General features: G+C 45.0%; 20 protein-coding genes. 6 read left to right on the top strand and 14 right to left on the bottom strand.

All coding sequences use genetic code 11. The annotated features are described in order from the left end of the window. Nucleotides 1-36 precede the first annotated feature (36 nt). The 4 genes from glnL to add all read left to right on the top strand — a co-directional run bounded on the left by glnL (nt 37) and on the right by add (nt 6345). The gene (gene glnL / locus R7P74_RS12630) at nt 37-1083 is read left to right on the top strand and encodes a nitrogen regulation protein NR(II) (RefSeq protein ID WP_017821940.1); all 1047 of its coding nucleotides are present in this window, start codon (nt 37-39) and stop codon (nt 1081-1083) included. A 57-nt stretch (nt 1084-1140) separates the two neighbouring features. After that, nucleotides 1141-2544 (top strand): nitrogen regulation protein NR(I), encoded by a 1404-nt coding sequence (glnG, locus tag R7P74_RS12625; protein WP_005379267.1) that lies wholly within the window; start codon nt 1141-1143, stop codon nt 2542-2544. 102 nt (nt 2545-2646) lie between these two features. Then, nucleotides 2647-5193 carry a bifunctional diguanylate cyclase/phosphodiesterase gene (locus R7P74_RS12620; RefSeq protein ID WP_318122883.1) on the top strand — a complete coding sequence of 849 codons (2547 nt, stop codon included), beginning with the start codon at nt 2647-2649 and terminating at the stop codon, nt 5191-5193. Between the two features lie 147 nt (nt 5194-5340). After that, nucleotides 5341-6345 (top strand): adenosine deaminase, encoded by a 1005-nt coding sequence (gene add / locus R7P74_RS12615; protein ID WP_017635015.1) that lies wholly within the window; start codon nt 5341-5343, stop codon nt 6343-6345. A 69-nt stretch (nt 6346-6414) separates the two neighbouring features. On the opposite strand, the gene hemN is transcribed toward add, so the two are convergent. The 5 genes from hemN to R7P74_RS12590 form a co-directional block, all read right to left on the bottom strand. After that, a complete protein-coding gene (hemN, locus tag R7P74_RS12610; protein ID WP_318122882.1) occupies nt 6415-7806 on the bottom strand; it encodes an oxygen-independent coproporphyrinogen III oxidase in 1392 nt (463 codons plus the stop codon). Between the two features lie 184 nt (nt 7807-7990). Continuing rightward, nucleotides 7991-8479 (bottom strand): DUF2489 domain-containing protein, encoded by a 489-nt coding sequence (locus R7P74_RS12605; RefSeq protein ID WP_005379254.1) that lies wholly within the window; start codon nt 8477-8479, stop codon nt 7991-7993. Nucleotides 8480-8486: 7 nt separating this feature from the next. Continuing rightward, on the bottom strand, nt 8487-9029 hold the full coding sequence (gene yihI / locus R7P74_RS12600; RefSeq protein ID WP_005379252.1) for a Der GTPase-activating protein YihI: 543 nt from the start codon (nt 9027-9029) through the stop codon (nt 8487-8489). After that, entirely contained in the window at nt 9029-9667 is a 639-nt protein-coding gene (locus tag R7P74_RS12595; RefSeq protein WP_005379250.1) for a class I SAM-dependent methyltransferase, read from the bottom strand. The genes yihI and R7P74_RS12595 overlap by 1 nt, the downstream gene beginning before the upstream one ends. Nucleotides 9668-10505: 838 nt before the next feature. Next, entirely contained in the window at nt 10506-11123 is a 618-nt protein-coding gene (locus R7P74_RS12590) for a c-type cytochrome (RefSeq protein WP_005379248.1), read from the bottom strand. 159 nt (nt 11124-11282) lie between these two features. Between R7P74_RS12590 and yihA the strand changes: the two genes are divergently transcribed. Continuing rightward, entirely contained in the window at nt 11283-11942 is a 660-nt protein-coding gene (gene yihA / locus R7P74_RS12585; protein ID WP_064353516.1) for a ribosome biogenesis GTP-binding protein YihA/YsxC, read from the top strand. A 506-nt stretch (nt 11943-12448) separates the two neighbouring features. Here yihA and R7P74_RS29930 read toward each other — a convergent pair. From R7P74_RS29930 to hemB, 4 genes are all read right to left on the bottom strand, one after another. Beyond that, on the bottom strand, nt 12449-12496 hold the full coding sequence (locus tag R7P74_RS29930) for a hypothetical protein (protein WP_438356636.1): 48 nt from the start codon (nt 12494-12496) through the stop codon (nt 12449-12451). 193 nt (nt 12497-12689) lie between these two features. Next, nucleotides 12690-15476, bottom strand: a complete 2787-nt coding sequence (gene polA, locus R7P74_RS12580) for a DNA polymerase I (RefSeq protein WP_213964346.1) — start codon at nt 15474-15476, stop codon at nt 12690-12692. 619 nt (nt 15477-16095) lie between these two features. Beyond that, nucleotides 16096-16530, bottom strand: a complete 435-nt coding sequence (locus R7P74_RS12575) for a GNAT family N-acetyltransferase (RefSeq protein WP_005379245.1) — start codon at nt 16528-16530, stop codon at nt 16096-16098. A gap of 127 nt (nt 16531-16657) precedes the next feature. Then, nucleotides 16658-17719 (bottom strand): porphobilinogen synthase, encoded by a 1062-nt coding sequence (gene hemB / locus R7P74_RS12570; RefSeq protein WP_225473548.1) that lies wholly within the window; start codon nt 17717-17719, stop codon nt 16658-16660. A gap of 184 nt (nt 17720-17903) precedes the next feature. On the opposite strand from hemB, the gene R7P74_RS12565 reads away from it, so the two are divergent. Next, the gene (locus R7P74_RS12565) at nt 17904-18665 is read left to right on the top strand and encodes a TatD family hydrolase (protein WP_154204922.1); all 762 of its coding nucleotides are present in this window, start codon (nt 17904-17906) and stop codon (nt 18663-18665) included. Nucleotides 18666-19127: 462 nt separating this feature from the next. On the opposite strand, the gene tatC is transcribed toward R7P74_RS12565, so the two are convergent. The 5 genes from tatC to R7P74_RS12540 all read right to left on the bottom strand — a co-directional run bounded on the left by tatC (nt 19128) and on the right by R7P74_RS12540 (nt 22915). Continuing rightward, complete coding sequence (gene tatC / locus R7P74_RS12560) at nt 19128-19880, bottom strand: twin-arginine translocase subunit TatC (protein WP_005379234.1); 753 nt, start codon at nt 19878-19880, stop codon at nt 19128-19130. A gap of 68 nt (nt 19881-19948) precedes the next feature. Continuing rightward, entirely contained in the window at nt 19949-20347 is a 399-nt protein-coding gene (gene tatB, locus R7P74_RS12555) for a Sec-independent protein translocase protein TatB (protein WP_033905892.1), read from the bottom strand. Between the two features lie 3 nt (nt 20348-20350). Further along, nucleotides 20351-20596: a Sec-independent protein translocase subunit TatA gene (gene tatA / locus R7P74_RS12550; RefSeq protein WP_005382958.1), complete on the bottom strand. Its 246-nt coding sequence runs from the start codon at nt 20594-20596 to the stop codon at nt 20351-20353. 52 nt (nt 20597-20648) lie between these two features. Then, the gene (gene ubiB / locus R7P74_RS12545) at nt 20649-22283 is read right to left on the bottom strand and encodes a ubiquinone biosynthesis regulatory protein kinase UbiB (RefSeq protein WP_005379226.1); all 1635 of its coding nucleotides are present in this window, start codon (nt 22281-22283) and stop codon (nt 20649-20651) included. Next, nucleotides 22280-22915 carry a ubiquinone biosynthesis accessory factor UbiJ gene (locus R7P74_RS12540; protein WP_054702493.1) on the bottom strand — a complete coding sequence of 212 codons (636 nt, stop codon included), beginning with the start codon at nt 22913-22915 and terminating at the stop codon, nt 22280-22282. Before R7P74_RS12540 ends, ubiB begins: the two co-directional genes overlap by 4 nt. Between the last annotated feature and the right edge of the window lie 5 nt (nt 22916-22920).

Genomic DNA, 22920 nt, shown 5'->3' with positions numbered 1-22920 from the left:
GCATCGCACAATCTTAAAGCAAAACAAGGACGTAATGTGGATACCAGTCTTCCTAGTGCCATTCTCAACAATATGGTGACAGCAACGCTGATTCTTGATGATGGATTGGCCATCCGTTATGCCAATCCGGCTGCCGAATTGCTGTTTTCTCAAAGCGCCAAACGAATTATTGAACAATCGCTTTCTCAATTGATTCAGCATGCGTCGCTGGATCTCGCGCTGCTCACTCAACCGTTGCAAAGTGGCCAAAGCATCACCGACAGTGACGTCACTTTCGTTGTTGATGGCCGCCCTTTAATGCTAGAGGTGACGGTTAGCCCTATCACTTGGCAAAAGCAGTTGATGCTTCTGGTCGAGATGCGCAAAATTGATCAGCAGCGCCGACTCTCTCAAGAACTGAACCAACACGCCCAACAACAAGCGGCGAAGCTGTTAGTCCGAGGGCTTGCACATGAGATCAAAAATCCGCTTGGCGGCTTACGCGGTGCGGCGCAATTGTTAGAAAAAATGCTGCCAGAGCCCTCTCTCACCGAATATACACACATCATCATTGAGCAAGCCGACCGTTTAAGGGCGCTCGTGGATCGATTACTAGGACCGCAGAAGCCAGGTAAGAAGACACAAGAAAATCTGCACCAAATTCTTGAAAAGGTTCGCCAACTGGTTGAATTAGAGTCACAACGCTCAATCATCATTGAACGAGATTATGACCCAAGCTTGCCAGAGATTTTGATGGATACAGACCAAATCGAACAGGCAATGCTTAATATCGTCAGCAACGCCGCACAAATTCTTAGCCATCAAGAACACGGGAAAATAACCATTCGCACCAGAACGGTGCATCAAGCCAATATTCACGGCAAACGCTGTAAACTCGCTGCTCGTGTCGAAATCACAGACAACGGCCCAGGTATTCCACCGGAACTACAAGACACGCTGTTCTATCCCATGGTCAGTGGCCGCGAGGGAGGAACAGGATTAGGGCTATCTATTTCGCAAAATTTGATCGACCAGCACAATGGAAAAATAGACGTAGAAAGCTGGCCTGGTCACACAACATTTACTATTTATCTGCCGATCTGATTGCGCTAATGGACTTCAAGTCGCGTCAGTTTTTCGGTTTGCTGCAAGGATTACTACATGAGTAAAGGATATGTTTGGGTCGTTGATGACGACAGTTCAATTCGCTGGGTAATGGAGAAAACGCTCTCCTCTGCCAACATCAAATGTGAAACCTATGCCGATGGAGAAAGCGTGTTAATGGCGCTCGAACGCGAAGTGCCGGATGTTCTAGTATCAGACATTCGCATGCCAGGCATTGATGGGTTGGAGCTACTAAAACAAGTACAGCGCGATTACCCAGACCTTCCCGTGATTATCATGACCGCGCATTCAGATTTAGATGCGGCAGTGAATGCGTACCAAAAAGGTGCTTTTGAATATTTACCAAAACCTTTTGATATTGATGAAACTTTAACTCTGGTTGAACGAGCCATTGCACACAGCCACGAAAACAAACGCGAGCAGCTCTCTCCAGAAGACATTCCAGCAGAAACGCCTGAAATTATCGGTGAAGCACCAGCGATGCAAGAGGTGTTTCGCGCCATTGGTCGTCTTTCTCGCTCCTCTATTTCAGTCTTGATTAACGGTGAATCGGGCACGGGTAAAGAACTCGTTGCTCATGCACTGCACCGTCACAGTCCACGTGCTAACAAACCTTTCATTGCGCTCAATATGGCGGCGATTCCCAAAGACTTGATTGAATCAGAACTGTTTGGCCACGAAAAAGGCGCGTTTACGGGGGCAAACAATGTTCGTCAAGGACGATTCGAACAAGCCAATGGCGGCACTCTATTTTTAGACGAAATCGGCGACATGCCATTGGACATTCAAACTCGTTTGCTACGCGTTCTAGCTGACGGGCAGTTTTATCGAGTGGGCGGTCACTCTCCGATCAGTGTCGATGTACGAATTGTCGCGGCAACACACCAGAACTTAGAAAAGCTGGTGCACGAAGGTGACTTCCGTGAGGACCTCTTTCATCGCTTAAACGTGATTCGCGTGCAGATCCCGGCACTGCGTGAGCGTAAGCAAGACATTGAAAAGCTTACACAGCATTTTCTTATCCGTGCAGCTGATGAGCTTGGTGTGGAAACAAAAACTCTCCACCCGTCGACTGTAGAGATTCTTAACCGCCTTGATTGGCCTGGCAACGTGCGTCAATTAGAGAATATTTGCCGTTGGTTAACCGTTATGGCCAGTGGTAGCGAGGTGTTACCAAATGACTTGCCAAGCGAACTACTCGAAGAGAAAAAATCCATTTCAGACTCTGCACATGGTAGTTGGCAAGAACAATTGGCGGATTGGGCACGGCATTCACTCGCAGCAGGAGATAAAGAACTACTTTCTTACGCTTTACCAGAATTTGAACGCATTTTATTAGAAGCAGCCTTAGAGCACACTAAAGGTCATAAGCAAGATGCCGCTAAAGTATTAGGCTGGGGGCGAAATACACTCACCAGAAAATTAAAAGAATTGTACTGACAATCACTTACGTGGTGCGTTAACAACGAGCGTCGTTTGTCACTCGATATTAATAAAAACATCAGTACAATTGTGGCGCACCACCATCTATGTGATTAGGCGATGTCTACTGCTACGACTCAAATTACACTGCGTACTGCTGTTCTGATTCCATTTGTCATGATCTTCTTACTGGCGATCGGTGTCATTGTCTACGTCCAAAAACAAAGTTACGAAGAAGTGGTCACGGATATCAGTGACAAGCAACTTTCCGTGTTAACCGAAAGCGTCCACGACCACCTCAATAGCTATCTACGTAAGCCTTTTACTGCGGTTATGGCTCTCGCGCACAACGTCAGCTATCACAACCTTTATCGCCCTCACGATACCTCAGACATTCAAAACTACCTGCTGAGTGCATTCAAAAATCTTTACCAATCGATACCGCAGTTGGATGTAATCGCATTTGGTTCAGAAAACGGCGACTTTGCAGGCTTTCGCCGCGAGCTTTCCGACGATTACACCTTAATGGTGCAAGATCGCCACACCGATGGTGATCTGGTTATTTATGGAACCAACCATGTGAGTAACAACATTCGAACGGTTATCTCCCAATACGATCCTCGCACTCGCCCATGGTATAAGCCCGTTGCAGATAGCCAAGACGCCACTTGGTCTGAAATTTATACCAACGCTGATGAACGCCAGGATATTACGCTATCAGCCATGACGCCGGTGTACAAACACGACCAATTTGCTGGTGTTTTGGTGACAGACATTCGTATCAATACATTCAACGAGTTCCTGCGCGAGTTAAAATACAACACTAAAGCGTCGGTCTACATCATGGACCCAGATCATCGTTTAATCGCTCACTCAGGCCCGGGAAGCGTCATCTCATGGGGCACAAAATTTTCGGATAAAGGGCAGCGTTTGCTTGCCGCTGAAAACGCAGACCCGATCATCAAAATCAGTGCGAGCCGCGTCCGGTCTTTCGATCTCAACAACACCAAGCAACCTTATACTTTTTCATTTGAACATGATGGCCAACGTATTTTCAGTCGGCTAACCCCGTATCGAGACCAAGATGGCTTAACATGGTTTATTGGCACCTCCATTTCGGAGTCCGAGCTTCTCGGCCTGTTACCGAAAAGCCAGCAAGAGAGTTGGCTCGTTGGCATTATTGTAAGCCTATTTGGGATCGCCATCAGTTGGATCATTTTCAACCGAGTTACCAGACCAATTAACGCGACGGCCGCCGCCGCTCAGCACCTGGCAAATGGGGATTGGGATAGCGGCATGCCAAAGCCTGGTTATGTGTATGAGACAACCGTACTGGTTCATGCTTTTAATGAAATGGCGAACAATCTAAGAGCTTCATTCAAAGCATTGCGTGAACAGTTAGTTTATGACTCTCTAACACGCTTATATAGCCGTCAGGGTTTGGTCGAAATCTGTGAAAATCAGTCTCATCTTTGTCACGGCAGTTTATTTTTACTTGGTATCAACAAATTTAGAGATATCAACGACAGTGTGGGTCATCACAACGGCGACCAGTTGTTGGTCAGCATCGCTGAAAGGCTAAAACAGCAGTTTCGTGACAACGCATTATTGGCTCGGATTGGTGGTGATGAGTTCGCGGTGTTTCTCTCAAATGTCGACACTGAAACCAAAATTAAACAAACCGAGCGTCGATTACAGCAACTCTTTTCCACCCCATTTATGGTGGAAGGCGAGAATGTAGTGATGAAGATTTCACTTGGTATTGTACAAACCCAGCCAAACGAAACCATGCCTTTATGGTTACGCAACGCCAGCATCGCATTAAGTTACGCTAAACAAGACTCACTGACTGGTGTTTGTCACTACAGCCCAGAACTAGCGAGCGCTTCAAAGTTTCGTACGCAAATGCTGACCAAGATCCAAACTGGCATTGAAAACCGAGAGTTTATTCCTCATTACCAACCGATTGTGGATCTCGTCAGTGGCACAGTGTGTGGCGCCGAAGCACTTGCGCGCTGGCATAGCGACTCAGGTATGGTGTCACCATTAGATTTTATCCCAATCGCGGAAGAAAGCGGCATGATCAAAGCCATCGGCCAACAGATTCTGTTACAAGCTTGTCGCGACACTTACCAAGCGATCGAAAGCAAACAGTGGCCGTCGGACTTCCAACTGCATGTGAATATCTCTGTTAATCAACTATCCTGCCCAAGTTTTGTTGATACGGTGACAAGCGTATTGGATATCACGAAATTACCAGCAAGTAACCTCACACTAGAGATCACAGAATCACGTATCATTGATAGCGCACCGACCACACTAGAAAATATGACTAAACTGCGTGAAATGGGTATTGGTATCGCGATAGATGACTTTGGCACCGGCTACTCATCACTGGGTTACCTCCACTCTCTGCCGTTTACCTGCTTGAAGATTGATCGCACCTTCATCAATCAACTCACACAAGAAAACTTAAACAGTTCAGTCGTCGCTGCCGTCATCAATATCACAGCAGGTCTCAAAACTAATGTCGTCGCGGAAGGTGTCGAGGATAGCAATCAAGCACAATTACTGCGCTCTTTAGGCTGTAATCAGGTGCAAGGCTTCTATTACAGCCGCCCTATGCCACTAGAAGAATGGCCAACACATTTGGTGAACATGAAGTAGAAAAGAGCGAGAATCGTTGATTTCCTAGTCATCCTCTACTGACAATCTACCCAACTGTTATTTATACTTAACTGCAAATCTTACCCATGTATTGTCACAGATGATGTTTGGGCCCTGTTCCAGTTCATAACTATCCGGATCGACAAAATGATAACGAAGAACCTTCCTCTTACTGATTTGCACCGTCACCTCGACGGTAACATTCGTACTAAAACGATTCTTGAGCTAGGCCAAAAGTTTGGCATTGCCCTACCAGCGTACGATATTGAGTCTCTCACTCCTCACGTTCAAATTGTCGAAGCGGAACCCTCTCTTGTTGCTTTCCTTTCTAAGCTCGACTGGGGTGTTGCTGTACTGGGCGATCTAGATGCATGTCGTCGTGTCGCGTACGAAAACGTAGAAGACGCGCTAAACGCACAAATCGATTACGCAGAGCTGCGTTTCTCTCCTTACTACATGGCGATGAAACACAAACTACCAGTAGAGGGGGTTGTTGAAGCCGTCGTGGACGGTGTGCAAGCGGGTATGCGCGATTTTGGCGTGAAAGCCAACCTGATCGGTATCATGAGTCGCACATTTGGCACTGACGCATGTCAACAAGAACTGGACGGCATTCTGAGCCAGAAAGATCACATCGTTGCCGTCGACCTTGCGGGTGACGAGCTAGGCCAACCGGGTGATCGCTTTGTGTCTCACTTCAAGCAAGTACGCGATGCTGGCCTTGGGGTAACGGTCCATGCTGGTGAAGCAGCAGGTGCAGAGAGCATGTGGCAAGCAATCAATGAGCTGGGCGCAACTCGTATCGGTCACGGCGTAAAAGCGATTCACGATCCAAAACTGATGGATTACCTAGCAGAAAACCGCATTGGTATTGAATCTTGCCTGACGTCAAACTACCAAACAAGTACGGTAGAAACGCTAGAAAACCACCCTCTCAAGCAGTTCCTAGAGCATGGCGTTCTTGCGTGTCTGAACACTGACGATCCAGCGGTTGAAGGCATCGAACTGCCATACGAATACGAAGTAGCAGCACCAGCCGCTGGTCTGAGCCAAGACCAGATTCGCCATGCGCAAATCAATGGCCTTGAGATTGCGTTCCTTTCAGAAGCAGAAAAAGCGGAACTGAGAGAAAAAGTAAAAGATCGCGCTTAAATCCAGCGAAAACATAAAAAAATGCCAGCATCTGCTGGCATTTTTTATATCTTGAATCTGTATCTCTGATTAAATAACACGAGAGAATTGTTGCTGACGCGCCTTCGCTCGCAGGTACTTATCGAAGCTCATACAAATATTACGGATCAACAAACGACCTCGCAGCGTCACACGAATTTCATTGTCATCCACTTCCACCAGCTCATCGTTGATGAAGGTCTGAAGTAGCTGTAAGTCTTCTTTAAAGTACTGATCAAACTTCACTTTAAACTCAGACTCAATGGCTTTCTTGTCTAACTTGAAGTTACAAATCAGCTGCTTAATCACTTCACGACGGAGCAAATCATCGGAGTCCAGAGAGACCCCTTTCCATAGAGCGTGACGAAGTTCGTTGACTTGAGCGTAGTATTTCTTCAGCTCTTTCTGGTTTTGCGCGTACGCATCGCCGATCATCGAGATTGCAGAAACACCAAAGCCAACCAAGTCACATTCACCTTGTGTGGTGTAGCCTTGGAAATTGCGATGCAAAATACCTTCGCGCTGGGCAACAGCAAGTTCATCGTCCGGCAAAGCAAAATGGTCCATACCGATAAATTGGTAGCCAGCACCAGTCAGTGTCGCGATGGTGTCTTGCAGAATTGCCATCTTCTCTTCTGCCTTTGGCAGATCTTCGTTTTTAATCTTACGCTGCGCTGCAAATAGCTGTGGCATGTGCGCGTAGTTAAACACGGATAGACGGCCCGGCTGCATCTCTAGCACTTGTTCTAGAGTCTTGGCAAAAGATTCTTTGGTCTGCTTCGGTAAACCGTAAATCAAATCTAGGTTCGTCGAACGAAAGCCTAACTCTTTTGCGCGCGCAACCATCGCAACGATGAACTCTTCATCTTGCTCACGATTCACCAGTTTTTGCACTTCTTTATTGAAGTCCTGAACACCGATGCTCAAGCGATTGAAGCCTTCACTACGCAGATGATCCAGCATGGTCAGCTCGATTTCACGCGGGTCAACCTCGATACTGATTTCAGCATCGCTACTAAAAGTAAACTCTTGGCGTAGCAGGCTCATTACACGCGTGATTTGCTTTTCAGAGAGAAACGTCGGTGTACCACCACCAAAATGCAATTGCGTCACGGTGCGACCAACAAGTAATGCAGCACGTTGACGAATTTCGTGTTCAAGCACGTCGAGGTATTCATCCGCTTTGTGCGAATGGCGTGTAATGACTTTATTACATCCACAGTAGTAACAAAGCTTGTGACAGAACGGAATGTGTACGTACAGCGATAATGGGCGTTCTGGGTATTGAGTACATGCCATATCATAATCAGAAATGGTGAACGCTTCATGAAACTCCAGCGCCGTTGGGTACGACGTATAACGAGGCCCGGAATAGTTGTACTTATCCAATACCGCTTGATCCCAGACGATTTGCTGTTTCGATTCAGTGTGTTGATTCGACATGGTGGTACTTTCCGTTAAATGCTAGGGCAACGAAAGCCGTCACCCGATATTCAGAGCCGCTATTTTGCCATACGACGATGACAAGCGTGGCAACGCCGACTGGCTTTTTAAGTATAAAACTAAAGAAGTGCTAGCGTGATCACGATACCCCCATTAGCCATAAGGAGACTATTGGGGGTCGCGCTTAAATCATCTGAATATTGATTTGATTATTCAGTGGCTGGACGTTTTTCTGCAACACTTTGAGCTCCTCAATAATCGCATCAGTGAGGCGGCTTTCCGCTTTATGACGCGTCAAGTTCTGTTGCATACGCTCTTTCTTGGCAAGTTGTTGGCGTTCTTCGCCACGCGCCATATCTTTCACTATGTGGTAAAGCTCAGAAATCGCAGGGTACGTTTTATCGAAATCAACGCGGTCTTCACCTTGTACATAATCCATGATGTTATACACACGGATACTGATTTCAGATAAATCGCACTGCCCTTGAATGCCCGCCTGACACAAGGTATGCACATTCTCAAAAATGTTGGCGTTACGTTTGTCTATCGCCAATTTTTGATGCTTCAGCTGCAATTCCTTTTGCTTTTTCAATTGAAGCAGAAGGTAACCTGCATAAGAAGCGAGTGCGATGATAATCACAACACCAGCAATAGCTAATAAGGTTACATTCATAGCTTAATTATCCTTTATAGTCGTCGAAATTAATGTCGTCGAAATCTGCCAGCAAGTCATCATCGTTGCGCGTGCTTTTCTCAGCAGGTGCAGTGAAGTCTTCCTCTTCTTCAGGTTCCAACAAACCTAGTTGGTCCATTAGCTTCTCAATGCGATCGAGTTTCTCATCGACGAATTTCTGTAGACCTGTGCCCAGGTTTTCACCCGCTTCAATACGGTCTAGCAACACGTTCAATTGCGCGTCATTTTCTAGCATCTCTAGTTCTTGCTCTGCCGACAAACGACGCTCTTGCTTCGTCATTTTCTTCGCAGGTTCAACAATCAGAGGTATTTTCTTTTTGCTGCCTAAGCGCGGGTCGCGATTTTGTGCAGCAGCTTGCTTTTTCTGCTCGTTAACTTCTGAGTTACGGTTACCCGTTTTCAGACCTTTACGCTTTTTAGCACGCTTGCGTAAGCGGCCTTCCACATCAGATTCTGTACGGTTACGAGTTACAACAAACTCAGGTGCACCAGCGGCACCCGGTTTTCTAGATTTTTTACTACGGCTCATTACTGGGGTTTCCTCAGTAAAATTACATCATTACCAATAAATTCGAGTTCGAGCTTATCCCGCTCTGCTAGGAACTGGAACGTGTCACGACTAAAGAACACTACGTGAGTGAGATCATTCTTATAATGCCATGATTTGAAAGCCTCCACGTCGATGACCATTTTCGTCATCAGGCCTATCCAGCCCCCTGGCTTAACTAAATTCAACCATTGCTTCCACACCAAATCTGGGTGGTAGAGGTGCTCTATCACCTCTGTTGCTGTCATGAAGTCGTACGTTTTTTCTAAAACCGACGTATCAGGGTGGTAGTAGAGATCGTACAACGCCATGTTGTGCCCCGCCTCTTCCAGCATCAAGGAGAGCGTTGGGCCAGGACCACAACCAAAGTCGATACCATTTGATTGTGGAGAAATTCGCTCTGTGATCGGGTCAGCAATACGCGACAAAAAGCGTCGGTAACCCAAATCATCGGGGTTGTTCTCATGCAAATCATAGTGAGCTTTTTCGCTTTCCGCATCCAAACGTTGGTCTGGATTTACGAATACCAAGCTGCACTGCTCACATTGAAGATATTCACGACGCTTATCTTCAAAATAATGGTGAGTGCGCTGATTTTGGCATAAAGGACAGGTATGCATGCTGACTTCCTCAAACAGGGATGCGAAACATACCAGAAAGTGAACTCGGATTGGAGTGTTGTTGAGTATTTTTTCAGCAATTTTTGTTAAAAAACTTTGTTTACAACCTATAAAGCTAAATAAGTGCAGTAATCTCAATTCAAGTTACGACTGAGCAAGTCAACGGATATAAAAAAAGCGACAGTCAGACTGTCGCTTTCTAAGTGCCATCAATTGGCGAAACTGTGTTGCACACATTTGGTGCACCAATGATCCCTTTGTTTTTAGAGCTTTCCCTGCCAAAAAGAGTTGTTTTTCATCTTCCTGATGAGTTTTGGCTATCCGTTTACTTCCTGTCTACTGAGCAACTTCCTGTGCCTGATCCGTTTCACTGTCTTAACCGTCAGACGAGATGACCATCCTTATCTGATAGGCTCCCTACCTATCTAAATCCCTTTCTAAATCACCAAGCATCCGAGCTACATCCTTGGAGACCTAAACCGTGGTCTTAAATCCTTACATTCACTCCCTGTGAACGACTTCTACTTTACGCCATCCCGTTATGCTCACAAGTAATGGGTTGAAAAAATAATCCGCCTATTTTTCTAAAAAATCAAAATTATCATTTAATCAAAAACTTAAAAACACTAACAAGAAAAAGCCAACATCAAGTATGGCAAATGTCTCACAAACTGCCGAGCCAACTATCGCTTTCGCATCCAAACTCGACTGTGATATCTGTCACGAACAAAAATGCCCTAGTGGATTCACTAGGGCATTTTTGTACAAGTTGCTCGAACGATGTAGGGACATCTACCCAACCAGCTCAAGATGCAGGATCTTGAGCGATTTAGGTATATTAGTGCAGACCGCCAACGTATTTAGACAGCACTTCGATATCTTCGTCTGTCATTTTCTTCGCGATGTCGCGCATCATGGCATTCATATCATTACCACGGTCACCATCACGGAATTTTTCTAGCTGAGCTTTGATGTAGTCAGCATGCTGACCAGAAATTTTCGGGAAACCTGAAAGCTCAGTACCATTGCCACGAGGACCATGACATGCAATACATGCGGTTAGGCCACGCTCGGCATCACCAGCGGTATAAAGCGTTTTGCCTTTTGCTACTACATCTTCAGGTGTTGAGTTTTCTGAAACTGGTAGCGAAGCGTAGTAAGCAGATAGGTCTGCGATATCTTCATCGCTCAGTGGCATTGCCATACCACTCATTACAGGATCGTAACGACCTTGTTTACCACCACTTGTCATGCCTAGCTTAAGTTCTTTTAACTGCTTCTCAAGATACTTAGCGTGTTGGCCTGCGAGTTTCGGGTACGTTGTTATTGCACTGTTGCCATCTGCTCCGTGACAGGCGACACAGGTTTGTGATTTTGCTTTACCAGCCTCAATATTACCTTGGGCCCATACTGAGCAACTGGCTAAAAGACTCAAAATTAGCGCTAATTTCTTCATGACATTCCATTATAATTATCAAGCTTCCAGTACCACGGAATGTGAACATACCGCGTACACTCATGGTACAATAGGCGACCTTATGCCGAGCACGGTTATTTTACACATTTTCACAAAAAAGTAATCAATCGACTACACAAAGTCGAGATGGAGTTAACAGTGAGCGTAAAAATTCATTACCAAAATACGCATTTCATCACCAGCGCACCCGATATTCGTCACCTGCCGGAAGACGAAGGTGTCGAAATTGCGTTTGCAGGACGCTCAAACGCTGGTAAATCGAGTGCACTTAACCGTCTAACTAATCAAAAAAGCTTAGCCAAGACATCAAAGACACCTGGTCGTACGCAATTAATCAACCTTTTCAAAGTAGAAGAAGGTTGTCACATTGTCGATCTACCTGGATACGGTTTTGCTCAAGTACCGGTAGAAATGAAAAACAAATGGCAGAAATCTTTGGGTGAATACCTACAGAAACGCGAGTGCCTAAAAGGCTTAGTGGTTCTAATGGACATTCGTCATCCAATGAAAGATCTCGACCAACAAATGATTTTCTGGGCCATCGATAGCCACATTCCTGTGCAAGTTTTGCTAACCAAAGCAGATAAACTAAAAAGTGGTGCACGCAAACAAACTCTACTGAAAGTTCGTAAGCAAGTAGAAACTTTCGGTGGTGACGTTTCTGTTGATGTGTTCTCCTCACTTAAAGGATTAGGTGTCGATCAGCTACGTGCAAAACTGGATACCTGGTTTGCACCAGCACTAGCGCACCTGATAGAAGAAGACGAACAAGAGACACCAGCGAGCGATGAAGAATAATTAACAATATTTGTTAAATTTCTTCGACACGGCCCTGCCATTTGGTGGGGCTTTTGTTTATCTGAACTAAATAACAGGCAATAAAAATCCCCGCCTTCCTGGCAGGGATAACGGGAGAGAAAAATTGGTAATTATTGTTATGTGACGAAGCATTGCTGAACTGAGATTCGATTTCAATAGGTTAAAAAGCGCTCTTGTTTCCTGTTTATCACCAAACATTCACTCCAAAAACACCCAATAGCATTACAATTCAGACAGTTAAGCCAAGCAAAGCTTCAAAAAGATGTAACTTAGTTTCCTTCAAGAAAAAATAATAGTGTGACTGGCGTAAATTTACAGGATGAATAACGCAATAAATTTGAAGGAAAAATCGAGATTTTGCAGTGACTTAGAAAGGTCAAAAAAGAAGGTTTTTGAAGGCTTACTTTAAGCTACTGATCCAAAAGAATAATTTTCTTTCGCCCAATAAAAAACGCCCCAGTCAAAAACTGACTGGGGCGGCTGAATCAGCCTAATCCAATAACGTGAAACAAAAGGTCTGAAAGATAGAACATCTTACCTCTGTACCCTACGAGTATTAATGTACAACAATTGGTCAGAATTGCAAAGAATTTTTGTAGTTTTTTTTCATGAAACTTTTATTAAGCAACATCAAAGTTAACTTTGCGCTAGCTTTTTTAATCTCAAAAAAAAGCCAGCGTTTGTGCGCTGGCTCATAATTAATTGGTTATTTTGGTCTAAAAATGACTAATGAGCTTGATCCCAGTTATCACCATGACCTGCTTCTGCAACCAACGGTACTTTTAGCTCTGCTGCAGATTCCATCAATTTCTGTACTTTACTTTCAATTTCGGACAATGATGACTCTTCAACTTCAAAGACCAATTCATCGTGTACTTGCATTAATAACTTCACACGACCATTGCCTTCTTCCTGAATCCACTGATCAACCAACAGCATCGCTTTCTTAATGATGTCCGCAGCCGTACCTTGCATTGGTGCGTTGATTGCCGCACGTTCAGCAGCTTTACGACGCATCCCGTTGCGCGATTTGATTTCTGGTAAATGCAAACGTCGACCAAAAATCGTTTCAACATACCCTTTATCTGCTGCCGTGCTGCGTGTGTCTTCCATGTACTGCATCACGCCTGGGTAACGTTCAAAGTATGTATCCATGTACGCTTGAGCCTCACCACGAGGAATGCCTAATTGCTTCGCCAAACCAAACGCACTCATGCCGTAAATAAGACCGAAATTAACCGCTTTCGCACGACGACGTTGCTCACTTGAAACGTCTTCAATAGAAACACCCATGATTTCTGCTGCGGTTGCCGCGTGGATATCTTTGCCATCACGGAATGCATCCAACAACGCTTGGTCGCCAGAAAGGTGCGCCATGATGCGTAGTTCGATTTGCGAGTAGTCGACCGCTAAGATTTTATGCCCTGATGGCGCGACAAACGCTTGACGAATACGACGGCCAGCTTCGTTACGAATTGGAATGTTCTGTAAGTTCGGATCAGTAGAAGATAGACGACCCGTTGCAGTCACTGCTTGGTGGTAAGAAGTATGCACACGTCCCGTCGATGGGTTGATCATCTTCGGCAGTTTGTCGGTGTAAGTTGATTTTAGCTTCGCCAAACCACGGTATTCCAAAATCAGTTTTGGTAGCGGGTAGTCTAGCGCGAGTTCTTGCAGAACTTCTTCATTCGTCGATGGTGTGCCTGATGGCGTTTTCTTCACAACCGGTAAACCCATTTTTTCAAATAGGATGGCTTGTAATTGCTTTGGAGAGTTCATATTAAACTCTTGCTCAGCAATTTCGTACGCTTTCTTTTCAAGCTCATCAAGGCGAGCGGTAATCTCGACCGACTGCGCACTTAGCTTCATTTCATCAATAAAGACCCCAGTGCGTTCAATGCGCGAAAGAACTGGCACTAACGGCATTTCAATCTCTTCGTAAACTGTCTTCAGGCTTTCATCCTGCTCGATATTAGCAAACAAGCGATTGTGCAGACGAAGGGTCACATCCGCATCTTCTGCCGCGTATGGCGATGCTTGTTCCAGTTCGATTTGGTTAAACATAAGCTGATTTTTGCCTTTACCTGCAATTTGCTCAAAAGAAATGCAGCTGTGCTGTAGGAAGCGAAGCGCCAAGCTGTCCATATCGTGTTTACCGCCGACACTGTTGTAGATATACGATTCCAACATCGTGTCGTGCTTGATACCTTTTAGCTCAATGTCGTAACGAGCGAGTACAGACGCATCATACTTTAAGTTTTGACCGACTTTTGCTTTCGCTGCATCTTCAAGAATTGGCTTCAGCTGTTCTAGTACCCAATCACGATCAAGCTGTTCAGGCGCATCTAAATAGTCATGTGCAACTGGCACATAAGCCGCAATACCTTCATCGACAGCGAATGACAAACCAACTAGATTCGCTAGCATGTAATCTAGGTTATCGGTCTCCGTATCAAATGCAAACAGCTCAGCCGTTTGAAGTTTATCTAGCCAAGCATTGAAGGTTTCTTTATCCAGAATTGTTTCATATTGGCTGCGATCGATTGTTACCGCAGAAGTTTCCATCTCGGCTTGAGAAGAAGAAGCTTGTGAAGATCCTGCAAGCTCTACGGCCTCCACAGATCCAGAACCGCCTTCAAGTAGTTCATTCAACCAAGATTTAAACGTCAGTTGGCCATACAGCTTCACTAATTCGTCTTTATTTGGTTCCGCTTTCAGCAATGATTCTGGCGTTTCCTCAAGCTCAACATCCAATTTGATGGTCGCGAGCTCATACGAAAGCATGGCATTTTCTTTGTTGTCGATGAGCTTTTTCGCCATGGTTTTAGAACCACGGAAACCAAGCCCTGCAATATCATCGAGGTTTTCATACAACTTCGTCAGACCACCAATACCTTGCAGTAGTGCGGTCGCTGTTTTATCACCGACACCCGGTACACCAGGAATGTTATCTACTTTATCGCCCATCAGTGCTAAGTAGTCGATGATCAACTCAGGTGGAATGCCAAACTTTTCAACCACACCTTCACGATCCATTACGACGTTCGTCATGGTGTTGATCAAGGTAATGTTATCATCCACTAGCTGCGCCATGTCTTTATCACCAGTACTGATCAATACAGGCATGCCCTTTTGTGATGCTTGGTATGCTAACGTACCGATGACGTCATCCGCCTCGACGCCAGGAACACAGATCAGCGGCAAACCCATTGCACGAATAACATTGTGTAATGGTTCAATTTGACAACGCAGGTCATCCGGCATTGGCGGACGATTAGCTTTGTATTCTGCATACATATCATCACGAAAGGTTTTTCCCTTTGCATCGAAAACCACCGCGATGCGCTCAGACGCAAACTGACGCATCATGCTGCGTAACATGTTCACGACGCCGTAAACGGCATTAGTTGGAATTTCACCATTGCTCATGGTGCCCGGGTAGGCGTGAAAAGCGCGATATAGGTAAGAAGAGCCGTCGATAAGGATCAACGGATTTTCAGGAATACTTGCCATAATTGTCTGTATCCAATTCAGTACTTGAGAGATCTGCCTAGGATGCCATGACTGCTGATCCGAATCTATCTTGTTCGCTCGATCTAGGTCGCGTAAATTTTTCCGACTTTATTCACGAAAACACCAACCCCTGTGGATAACTCTGTTTATAGAAATTATCCACTGGTTATCCAATAACAAAAAACACAAGAAAACATCGACTCAAACCATTGATTTATAATAACAAATTCGCACAACGGCGAGAAGATCAACGATCCTAAAATGATCATCGCATGTGGAAAAGATATTAATAGTGACGTCAAATAGAAATCGTAGAAAAGAAAAAAGCGACCCGAATGGGGTCGCCTAGCAGAAGTGGTAAAGCAAATTCTGTAAATAGAGCAGCTTAACCAAGAAGCTATAAATTACACTGGAAGCAATGTGAGCAATGTCGTGTCAAAAAGAATTCGTGCAAGTTCTCGGAAAAATGTTTCATCACTTCTCAACTTTCAGTTAATTAACTTCTGTTAATAAGTCACTCAACGTCCTTGTGAACTTTCCTCATTCCCTAAGACAGGTTTAATAATAATGATTCTCATTTCGTAGTCAACAGTTAAATGAGAAAAAATCTCATTTATTTTCACATTGCTTTAATGAAATGCACTCGAGATTCTCGAAGATTTACTTTTTCTTCAAACTTTTCAATTATATAGCCATTTCTTAATAACAAGCGAAGCATAGCCGGAAACTGGTTTCGAGATTTCACTTTTAATGTGTTGTAGCCTTGTTCTGCCACCCAATCCTCTTGAGCTTCCAAAAGCAGTTGTGCCACGCCTTCATTTCGAGCTTCAGGGACAACACCACCTAACCAGCTATAGAAAACACCATCCTCTAATTCGTAACCTATTTTGAAGCCGACAATCGTGCCATTTTTTTCTGCAACGAGGATTAAACTGTTTTTCTCTTCTAAACGTTGAGTCATGGAGTCTACCGTTTCTCCTTTCGAAAACTCGGTAACACGCGCCACAACTTGAAGTGCTTCTTCCAATGTGCCTTCACGAATCAGCATTGTCATTGTTCTCTTCTCCAAAATAAAAATACCCAAGCACCTTGGATTGTTACTGTTGTAATCCGCCTGAGGTTACTTGGGTATATACAGACGAACAACTCTTGTTGGTCTGGTATTTCTCACTGAGCGATAATTACTCTTCTGTCGCTTCCGGAGTACGATTTAGGTGTTGAGCAGTTTGTGCATTCTCTTCTGCCAACCACTCAGCAACGTCTTTCGCAAAGTACGTTAAGATGCCATCTGCACCTGCACGTTTGAAGCACAATAGTGATTCCATCACAATTTCACGCTCTTTGAGCCAGCCATTCATGATCGCCGCTTTATGCATCGCGTACTCGCCAGAGACTTGATAAGCAAATGTCGGTACTTGAAGTTCAGTTTTTACTCGGCGAACTACATCTAAGTATGGCATACCAGGTTTAACCATCACCATGTCCGCACCTTCATTGATGTCTAGCGCCACTTCGTGAATCGCTTCATCAATGTTTGCTGGGTCCATTTGGTAGTTTTTCTTGTTGCCGCCTTTTAGATTTGAAGAAGAGCCAACCGCATCACGGAATGGTCCGTAGTAGTTCGATGCGTACTTAGCCGAGTAAGCCATGATTTGAGTATGAATGTAGCCCGCGCTTTCTAATGCTTCGCGGATCTTACCAATTCGGCCATCCATCATGTCTGAAGGCGCGACTACGTCAGCTCCCGCTTCTGCATGAGACAAAGCCTGCTTAACCAATACTTCTGTGGTTTCATCATTCATTACGTAGCCATCTTCATCGATGATGCCGTCTTGGCCATGTGTCGTGAATGGGTCAAGTGCCACGTCTGTGATTACACCAATTTGAGGAATGTGTTCTTTAAGCGCTCGTACTGCTCGCTGAACCAAACCTTCTGGGTTGTAGGCTTCAGTAGCACATAAGCTTTTAGCGTCTTGGTTTACGACAGGGAAAAGCGCGATTGCTGGAACGCCTAGATTTGCAAGGTATTGTGCTTCTTCTAGCATTAAATCAATCGACAAACGCTCTACACCCGGCATGGACTCCACGCTCTCACGACGATCTTTACCCATAAGAATGAACATTGGGTAAATCAGATCATTAACAGAAAGTTGGTTCTCAGCCATCAAACGACGACTAAAATCGTGCTTACGTAAACGACGCATACGGCGTGCAGGGAATGGACCTTGAATTGATACAGACACCATTTTCTCCTTGTCTGGACGGTTATGATGATCAAATCATCTGGTGAACAAAATCATATCACTCTTGATGCATGTTGCGAGTGACAATCTGGAAAAAGGTAATGAAAAAAACTGAAAATGACCCAGCACTCACACTCAAGTATACTTCGAATACGAAACCAACCATGAAGCACAGAGAGTAACGATGATCGATACCCACGCGCACATCTATGCTAGCGAATTTGATAACGACCGCGATGAAGTAGTACAACGCGCCTTAACGCAAGGCATTAATAAAATCCTGTTGCCAAACATCGATCTGGACTCGATTGAGCCCATGCTACAAACCGAAGCGGCGTATCCAGACGTGTGCCACTCAATGATGGGACTCCATCCTTGCTATGTGGATAACAACGTTGAGCAAACATTGGAAGTCATCCGCGGCTGGTTTGAGAAACACAAGTTTATTGCGGTGGGCGAAATTGGTATCGACCTGTATTGGGACAAAACCTATCGCGCTGAGCAAGAAATGGCGTTCGTAGCTCAACTTAACTGGGCAAAAGAGATGGATTTACCGGTCGTTATCCACACTCGTGATTCGATTGAAGAAACACTCACTTTGCTGCGACAAGAGCAAGATGGTCGTCTGCGTGGTGTATTCCACTGTTTTGGAGGCAGCTTAGAAGAAGCGCAAGCAATCAATGAGCTAGGCTTCCACTTAGGCTTAGGTGGCGTATCAACCTTTAAGAATGGCGGGATGGATAAAGTCATTCCACATTTGGATATGCAGTGGGTCATTTTAGAAACCGACTGTCCATATTTAGCGCCGGTGCCACACCGTGGTAAACGTAATGAACCAGCCTACACTTCTCTCGTTGCACAACGTGTTGCCGACTTGCGTGATGTCGACATCGCAACCATCGATGCCATAACGACTGAGAATGCCAAAACGCTGTTTAATATTTAATTCACGAGAATTGAAAAAAGCGACGAAATCAACGTCGCTTTTTTATCACCTAAACTATTGAATGAACGATTCAACCCGTTGAAATAGTAGAACAATCCATACAAAATTATTGATAAACATAATAATTAACTAGCAACTCTACTTACTTCTCATATCGTCACTTTACTTCGTCCGCTTTGCAAAACTGTCGACAACTCGACACATTATTTTTCTATACTGATTTACGCCCATTAATTAGCACAAATGTAAAACAGCATGAATATGGAAGTTGAAGTGTGTACACATGGTGCTTACTTACAACGCGTACCGCGCAGTTTTTTTCAAAAGCTGCTGGGCATCAAGGAAGTATACGTATGCACAAAATGTGGTTACGTCATGAAAGTTAAGTAATTAGCCCAAGAAAAAACCAACCGCAAAAAAAAAAGCGGCTCAATTGAGCCGCTTTTCACATCTAGATTAGCCTTATTCTTCGGTTTCCGCTTCTACTTCTTCGCTTCGACGAGTATAAAAACGCGCGAAGAACAAACCGACTTCAAACAGTAAACACATCGGAATAGCGAGTAAGGTTTGCGAGATCATGTCTGGTGGCGTTAACACCATACCTACGACAAACGCAGCCACTATAATATAAGGACGTTTCTGTCTTAAATCTTCTGGTGTAGTGGCCCCAGTCCAACACAACAAAATAATCGCAACAGGCACCTCAAATGCGATACCAAACGCCATAAATAGCGCCAGCACAAAGTCGAGATAGCTAGAAATGTCGGTCGCAAACTCTACACCACCCAATGAGATAGCAGTAAAGAAGCCAAACACTAGTGGAAACACCACAAAATACGCAAATGCCACACCGCAATAAAACAGCAGTGAGCTGGAAAACAGCAACGGCATAATCAATCGACGTTCATGCTTGTACAAACCTGGCGCTACAAATGCCCACACTTGATACAAGATAAACGGTACCGCAATAAATACCGAAGCAATTAACGTCAGCTTAAGTGGCGTAAAAAAAGGTGACGCTACATCCGTAGCAATCATGGTCGCGCCTTCAGGTAGACGTTCTACTAAAGGTGCGGAAACAAACTCGTAAATGTGGTTAGAGAAATAAATTAGTCCGACAAACACGACCAACACTGCGAGGATTGAGCGCAGTAGTCGGTTGCGAAGCTCCAACAAATGACTAATTAAAGGTTGTGTCTGCTCGACGGTAGACATGGCAAACCTCTTATTAAAAACCAGATCAAAAAGGAGCTACCAATCACTAGTAGCTCCTCCTAATGAGACTATTCGGCTTTCTTATCTGCCGCTGTAACCTTGCTCTCTTGCGCTTTCTCTACCTTTTCTGCTGCTGGCTCTGTTTTTACAGGCTCAGCCTCTGAATCGGTGTTCTTTGCGTAAGGACGATTTACAGATTGCGCTGCCTTCTTCAACTCTTCAACTGAAGATTTCAACTCAGGGGACAAATCATCCATCCCCATTTGTTCTGCTTTGCGCAAGTTTTCTTGCAGCTCTTGGACTTTCAGCTCGTGTGACAATTCGTCTTTGACGCTATTTGCCATACTCTTAGCGGCACCGATAAAGCGAGACACGCTGCGAATAGCATGAGGCAAACGCTCCGGCCCAAGAACGACCAGACCAACAACAGATATTAATACCAGTTCCCAAAAACCGATATCAAACACGTTTTACGCCTGCTCTTTGTCTTTTTTCGTTTCAGGAGCAGCTTCTTTTTTCTGCTGCTCTTCTAGACTTTTTGGTTCGAAGTCTGCGTCTTTGTCATTTTTTGCAGGTTCATCTTCGCTCATCGCTTTTTTGAAGCCCTTAACGGCACCACCCAGATCGCCACCGATACCGCGTAGTTTCTTTGTTCCGAATAGCAATACAACAATTACAGCAATGATTAGAAGTTGCCAAACACTGATACCACCCATTCTCTTTACCTCGGGTCTTTAAACAAACAAAAATATTTCAAGAGTTTAACGTCTATTGACGATAAGCTCGCCAACTAAGCAGCCAAAATGTGACACCTGCGATACCGCAGGCCAACGAAAGCTGCTCAAAAGCATCGTTCACCAATATTGCCGAGCATACGACTAAAGTCGCGCCAACGCCAAACAAAAACTTTCCTGTCGCCTGCTGGCGCTTGCTCTGGCGATACCCTTGATAAAGCTGATCCATACGTTGATTCATCGCTTTACCTTGTTTCAGGCTATCGTAAAGTAGCTCTGGAAGTTCAGGTAATTTCTCTGCCCAAAATGGTGCGCGGTCTTTAATCGCATTCACTAGAGCTTGTGGCCCAACTTGATTCATCATCCATTCCTCCAGGAATGGTTTTGCGGTCTCCCACAAATCAAGTTGAGGATATAGCTGCCTACCAAGCCCTTCCACGTACAACAGCGTTTTTTGCAACAGTACAAGCTGTGGCTGAACCTCCATATTGAATCGACGTGCCGTATTGAACAAATTCAACAACACATGACCAAAGGAGATTTCGCACAATGGCTTAGCAAAAATAGGCTCACACACAATGCGAATCGCGAACTCAAACTCATCGACATTGGTATCCGCAGGCACCCACCCTGAATCCACATGTAACTCAGCCACTCGGCGGTAGTCACGATTGAAAAACGCCAGGAAGTTTTCCGCCAGATAACGCTTGTCTTCGCTATTAAGTGTACCAACGATTCCGCAATCTAGCCCTATCCACATTGGGTTTTCTGGATGTTCGGGTTTGACGAACACATTACCCGGATGCATATCGGCATGGAAAAAGCTGTCTCGGAACACCTGAGTGAAGAACACACTCACACCGCGTTCCGCGAGCAATTTCATATTGGTGCCATTTGCTTTCAAGCCTTCAATATCAGAGACTTGAATGCCATATATTCGCTCAGAAACCATGACAGTTTCATTACTGAAGTCGGGAAAAACTTCAGGAACATACAATTCTTCGCTGCCCTCAAAGTTGCGGCGCAACTGAATGGCATTCGCCGCCTCACGTCGCAAGTCGAGTTCATCAAGCAGGGTTTTCTCGTACTCACGCACGACTTCAACTGGTTTTAAACGACGTGCTTCAGGCATCGCTCCGGCGACTATACGCGCCATTCGGTGCATCAGTTTTAGATCTGAATCAATGACTGGGCGAATATCTGGGCGGATAACCTTTAATACCACTTCTTGGTTAGTGTCTTTTATGCGCGCAGTATGTACCTGAGCAATCGACGCAGACGCCAGTGGTTTAATATCAAACTCGGTAAACCATTTTTCTAACGGACCACCTAATGCTTGCTCCATCTGCTTTTTTGCCAACTCGCCATCAAAAGGCGCGACTTGGTCTTGAAGTAAAGCTAGGGGATCAGCGATATGCGGAGGAAATAAGTCACGGCGCGTCGACATCATCTGACCGAACTTAATCCAAACCGGCCCCAGCTCTTGCAGTGCTAAACGCAGACGTTCACCGAGTGGTTTTTCTGGGTGCTTGTTCTTAATCCAAAACAAGCTTTTGCGCAGTAAAAGCGGCGCTTTGGTCAGTTGGTGATCGGGAAGCAGCTCATCTAAGCCGTATTCCAGTTGTACTTTGGCGATGTGGTATAAGCGCTTTAGTTCTGCTGGCGTCATGGTTTCTCCAATGCAGGCTTATCTGCATCCAGCTTATTCAGCAAAGCCGTTAAACGAGCTTCAATGCGAGAAGCCTGGCTGCGAACCTCATCAACTTGGTCGCAGAAATAGGCCACTTCTAACGGAGCGGGAGCCAGTTTCCATTCTTCAGTCACTACTTGCGCAAGATGACGCTGGTGTTTTTCTGCTTGAGACGCAAGAAAGTTGCCGATGTTTTTTGAACCTTGTACAAAGGTATGTGCGGCGACATCGCCAGTTACGCGAGACAACCACTCTTCAACATCTGGCTTGCAATCCACCATCAACTGAGAGAATTTCTGCGCCAATTGAATATCGCCTTCAAGCTCAAGTTTATCTTGTTTAATAAGGCGAGTGATGTTGGCCTGGTCACGCAGCTCTGGCAACACGCTCAAGTTGAGCGATAAGTAGCAGTTTGGCTGTCCTTCGTAATGACCGAGCACATCAATTTGCTGACTAAAAACGAACGTCAGTGTTTTATTGATCTCTTTCAGGTGAACTTGAATAACTTGACCTTTTAGACGTGCTAAACGACGGCCCAATTCAGGGTCGTCTTTGATCAGAGTATTCAGTGACGTTTCAATCACAGCGGTGATAAGTGGTTCAAATGGCATGCCGT

The sequence above is a fragment of the Vibrio sp. 2033 genome, assembly GCF_033339735.1.
The sequence above is the reverse complement of the archived record's forward strand: the minus strand, read 5'-3'. Positions and strand labels throughout refer to the sequence as shown.